The sequence below is a fragment of the Streptomyces sp. NPDC005574 genome (genome assembly GCF_040605435.1).
Lineage (GTDB): Bacteria > Actinomycetota > Actinomycetes > Streptomycetales > Streptomycetaceae > Streptomyces.
This window is the reverse complement of sequence record NZ_JBEXCW010000206.1, coordinates 1-5,178: the sequence shown is the minus strand read 5'-3', so window position 1 is coordinate 5,178 and position 5,178 is coordinate 1. Positions and strand designations below refer to the sequence as shown.

Genomic DNA, 5,178 nt, shown 5'->3' with positions numbered 1-5,178 from the left:
TGAGGAGTTGCCGCTGCTCCTCGCTGAGCTCGTCGTACGTGGCGCACTGGTGCCACAGCCAGTCGGCGGCACCGGAGTCGTCGAGGGTATTGAAGCCGTTCTCGGCCTGGAGGCGGCGGCCGGCTGCGGCGTCTTGGGCCCGGTAGTAGTGACGCTGCCACGTCAGGTGCCAGGGCGGGCACCACCAGGGGTCGATGGCGGTGAGGGCCTGGGCGCGGCCGGCGGGCAGGGGTCGGTGGCCGGTGCGCTGATAGTTGCGTTGGTTGGCGAGCCACTGTCCCAGGCGGAAACCGTCGTGGACGGTTGCCGAGGTCACGGAGGCCAGGCTGCCGTGCTCGGCGGCGTAGGAGCGGGCGTGGGCGAGAGCTTCTTCGGCGCCGGCCTTCAGGTTGCGGCGGCGCGGGCGTGCGGCGGCCGCCGCTTGGGCGGTGATGCCGATCTGGGTGAGGAGGCGTTGCTGTTCGGGGTGGAGGGCGGGGTAGCGGGTGCATTGCAGGTGGAGCCATTCGCCGAGGCTGTAGCTGGTGGTGGGAAAGCCGCGGGTTGGCTGGAGCGGGCCGTGGGTGTCGGTGTGATCGCGGGCCTGGTGCCAGGTGCGCTGCCACAGGGTGCTCCAGGGCGCGTTCCACCACGGGTAGAGCACATGGAGGGCGGCGGCTTGGTGGGGAGGCATTCTGGTGTGGCGGGTGCGCATGTTGGACAGCCACGTGCCCAACGGGTAGTCGTCGGGCACGTCTTCCTTGGGGACGGCCAGGTGCCCGTGCCGCTGCTGGTAGATGCGGGCGTGCGCGAGGCTCGTGTCGAAGGCGTGCTCTGCCTGGAGGCTGTGGCCACGTAGCCGTTTGCCTGGCTTCGGCTGGGGCGCCAGCGTGGCGTCGGCGGCGTCTGGCGGGTGGGGGAGGAGGTCGCTGAGGGGGCGGGGCCGGTGCGCCGAGTGCACCCGCCATAGCGTCTTCTGTGCATTCTCTGAAGAGGCACGGATGCGTACGCAGGAATGGGCCCAGGTGAACAGCGGTCCGTGGGTGACGGCGGCGAGGTGATGGGCGAGCCAGGGCCGGCCGAGCCGGTCGGCGATGCCGGTCAACAACTGGGGCAGCTCGCCCAGCCGGTAGGGGAGATGGCCGCCCGATTCGGCAACGGTGCGCTGCTGCAGGGGACGGCAGGCCAGCAGCTGCGCGAGGGCAACAGCCTCGGGGTAGGTGATGAGGTCGCGGGCGGCCACCTTCCACCAGCCGGGATGAGCGTCGTCGGGCCGGGTGGCCTCAAGGCGTGTCGGCCACTGCTGTTCCTCGTCGGGCCAGGACTGGTCCCACCAGGAGCCGGTGATGGCGCGGGCGACCTCGAAGGCATGCGCTGCGGCGGGGGAGCGGTGCAGCAGCCGGGCATGCCGCCGCTGGGCCTCGATCACCTCCGGGCACCGCTCCAGGGGCACAGGCAGCCCGCTGGTTCCGGGCAGGAACATGAGCCAGTACCGGTGGCGTGCGCACACCCGCTGCTCGGGCGCCAGGTACCGACGGGCGGGCACAGGGCGTCCGGTGCGGGCGGCAGCGCAGGCGGGGCAGGCCGGCCCCCAGGCCGCGACGGCCTCCTCGCCGCGCATCAGCCGCCCGACCGGCCCGGCCCCATACTTGCCGGACGGCTCTTCCCGCGTCCATGCGGGCAGCGCCCGCTCGAGTATTTGCGGTGGAACGCGGCTCAGCGCGGAAACGCGGGCGCGGGCCTGGGCGTTGAGGTGGATCTCGCTGTCCGGGTACAGCATGCCGGTGAGGTTCTGCTGGCCGCCGACGTCGGTGACGGCGGAGAGCAGGTCGCGCAGGCCGAGGTGGTAGCAGGCGGCGAGCCGGTTCAGGAACGACAGCGTCAGCTCCCCGCGCAGCGGTGCCACGCGTCCGGCCGCCCCGCCGGCCAGGGGCGTGACGAGGACGTCGGACGCTGCCGGCTTGCGTCGCGCGTGTCCGCTGCCGGGCGTGCGGCTGGGCGCGGTCGTGCTGTGCTGGTGTGCCATGCCGGATGCCCCTACTTCCCTCGTGCGGACCGCGGCGGCCTGGCCTGAGTTTCGGCTGCTGCGTCGAGTTCGACCTCGGCGAGCAGCTGCTTGGTGATCCGCTCGGTGCCTTCGGTGATGGCGATCAGGGCGGCCTCACGGATGAGGTGGGAGAGGCTGCCGATCCGTCCCGCGGTGCGGGTGTGGAGGTAGACGGCGTGTTTGACCAGGGTTCCGGTCCGGTGCGCGCGCAGCCGCAGCAGGTCTTCCATGGCCTGCACGAGGTCGTTCCAGACGGCCTGGTCCTGTTCGGTGGCGTACGCCAGCGGGCGGTGGCGGAAGATCTTGAAGCGGCCGGCGATCTGTGCCCCGCGCACTCCGCTGAGCAGTGAGGAGGCCTCGATGTCGATGGCGGAGTACACGAAGGTGGCCGGGATGCGTTCGCCGAGGTACTTCAGCTGGTCGGAGGTTTCCGCGCCGGCGCGCCGTTGGGTGTCCAGGAGGTGGACGTCGTCGATGAGGACCAGCTGGGTGCCCAGCTCGCACAGCAGGTCGCACACGGCGCTGGTGATCTGGGTCTGGTTGAGGCGGTCGGTGATGGGCATGCCGAGGAACCGGGCGAACTCGCTGACGAGCATCTTCGGGGTGGCGGCCGGCGGCACGCTGATGAACAGCACAGGTCTGCGTTCTGCCTGTCCTGGGTGCTGGCGGGCGTCGGCCAGCTGGAAGGACCGTCCGAGCGCCATCATCGTGGTGGTCTTACCCGTCGTGGCCGGACCGGAGATGATCAGGCCGCGGCGGGCGCCGGCCTGCTGGCGGCGGTTGACCAGCAGCAGCCGCCGCACGGCGGTGAAGACACTGTCCATGGCCGGGGTGCGCATGACGGCGAGTTCGGAGTGGTAGTCCTCGCGCTCCGTCTGCGGCCAGGCTGGGTCGGCGGCATCCCGGGCGGGGGCCGGCGCCCGGTGGACGAAGGCGTCCCAGCCCTGCCACACGGTCGCAGGGGCCAGCGGGGCGAACCCGGCGGTGTCGTTCGGGGACGGGCTCACCATCGCAGAGACTCCTCGAAGGGGTCGTAGACCGTGACCCGGACAGGCGCCGCCGCGGGCACGTCGGCTTCCTGCGCCGAGCCGGTCAAGGGGCCGCTCAGCGGCGCGCGTTCAGCCGCCCGGATGCCCACGGCACCATCATCGGCGCAAGGCTCCTCGGCCTCGGTCTCGTCCACGTCTTCGTCCTTGCCGTCGTCGGCGAAGACGTCCTCGTCCTCGTCATCGGGCTCGGGCACCCCGGCTGGCTGCTGGCCGTAGAGGATCCCCCACACCCCACCGTCTGCGTTCGCGGCATGGGCGCGGGCCCGGGCGGCGACGACCTTGTCCCGGCGGCTGCCGTGTCCGGCGGCGGCGCGTTCCAGCAGCTCGCGCAGGGCGAGGGCCAGGTCGTGTTCGCGGTTCACGCGGTTGCCGCGCTGGGCGACGGAGCTTCTGACGTGCTGCCAGGTGAAGTCGGTGAACGGGGCGGTGACCAGGGTGCGGTGGATCCAGGGCACCGTTTCCCACCGGTATCCCTGAGGCCGGCCGGCATCCGGCAGGCGCACCCAGACGTAGCCGGGGGCGTGCGGGTTGTAGTGGATCTCCCACAGGCCGTCCGCCGCGGGCGAGGCTTCGCCGCGGTAGGGATTGAGGGTCTTGTGGTCGTAGGTACGGTAGTCGATGCGGATGCCGTAGTCGTTGATCTTCTGCCGTCTGACGGGCATCAGCTCGATGTAGTCCTCGCGCCCCAGCGGCACCGGGACGTATCCGCACACGGCGACCAGCGCCGCCCACATCTCGTTCGGCGACAGGGCGCGGCGGGGCATCATCGGGTGCCGTAGGCCGTCGTGCTCGCGCTCCTGCCACCCGCAGATGATCCATTCCTGCAGCAGGTCGTCTAGCTGGGCGAGCGTCCATACCGCCTCGCCTTCGGCATCCCGGCCGCGCTCGCCGGTGTGGGAACCCGTGTAGCCGGCCACGTGTTGGGCGAACAGCGTGTTGATCGAGGAGAACGTGCGCTCCACGTGCCCTTTGGCCGGCCCGTTGCCCGGCGGTGCCGGTTGCAGGGAGATGCCCAGCGATCCGCAGGCGGCGACGAACGAGGACGAGACGAACACCTTGCCCTGGTCGACCACGACGGTCTGCGGGGTGATGACCGGCCGGGCCGCGGTCCCTTCCAGGCGGGCGTCCACGCTCAGCAGCCGCTCGTACGGGATCACGGAACGTTCCATCGCCAGCGCCTCGGGCCATGCAGGCCGCATCGGCGCGGGGACCATCATCTGCGCCAGCAATTGCGCCGCGTCCACGCTGCGGGTTCCCTTTGGGCGCAGCACGGCCGCGCAGATGCTGCGGGTTGCCACGTCCAGCGCGATGGTCAGCTCGGGCCGTTCCACCACCCCGTCGTCGAGCACCACGAAGGCATCCAGCAGGGTGCTGTCCATCATCACCAGCTCACCTGGCGCCATCACCGTCGTGGGAACGAACGGGGGAGCCGGCCGCGCCGAGCGCCAGCGGCGCTGCCGCGCGCTGCCCAGCAGCCCGCGCCCGTCGGCCAGGGCGTGCACGAGCCGGTTGAACGTCGCGGTCGACGGCAGCGGCACCGTCCCGGGGCCGTGCCGCTCGGCCAGCAGCCGCTCGGTGTACACACGCAGCCGCCCCAGCGTCCCGCTGGAGCGTTCCTGCCCCGCCTCCAGCACCTCTCGCAGGGCGGCCACGACCCGCTCGTCCGCACGCCCCAGCGCCGACCGGGGCCGCACGGTCCGCTGATCCACCAGCCCCCACACCCCGCCGTCGCGGTAGCGGGCCCGCATCCGCCGCACCGTCACCGCGCTGGTGCTCATACCCGCCGCCGACAACTCTGCAGCCTTCGCCTCCTCCCGCTGCGCCAACGTCCGCACATCCGGGTCGTACTCAGCCCGTGGAGGACCAACCGCACCGGATCCGCCCGGGTGCCCCGTCTCCACCTCCCGCACATGCAGCTCCCAAGCCAGGGCCCGTTCCCGCACCGGTACGGGCAACGACTCCAGCAAGCCCAGCGGCGGCACCCGGCAGGCGGGGGGCGCAGCCACAACCTCGAACCCCTCGTCGGCGAACAACAGCGACAGCAGCAGCGCCGCCATCTCGCCGTTCTCGGCGATCAGCCGCACCTGCCCGCCGACGAGGGCC

Annotated in this window: 3 protein-coding genes; all 3 read right to left on the bottom strand. The window is 71.9% G+C overall.

Going from position 1 to position 5,178, the window contains the following annotated elements:
• A partial coding sequence (locus tag ABZT03_RS42950; protein WP_356049594.1) for a helicase associated domain-containing protein occupies positions 1-2,005 on the bottom strand: 2,005 nt, incomplete at its 3' end.
• Between the two features lie 11 nt (positions 2,006-2,016).
• The gene (locus ABZT03_RS42945; protein WP_356049592.1) at positions 2,017-3,036 is read right to left on the bottom strand and encodes a TniB family NTP-binding protein; all 1,020 of its coding nucleotides are present in this window, start codon (positions 3,034-3,036) and stop codon (positions 2,017-2,019) included.
• On the bottom strand, positions 3,030-5,178 hold a 2,149-nt coding region (locus tag ABZT03_RS42940), incomplete at its 5' end, for a Mu transposase C-terminal domain-containing protein (RefSeq protein WP_356049590.1). The genes ABZT03_RS42940 and ABZT03_RS42945, both read right to left, overlap by 7 nt.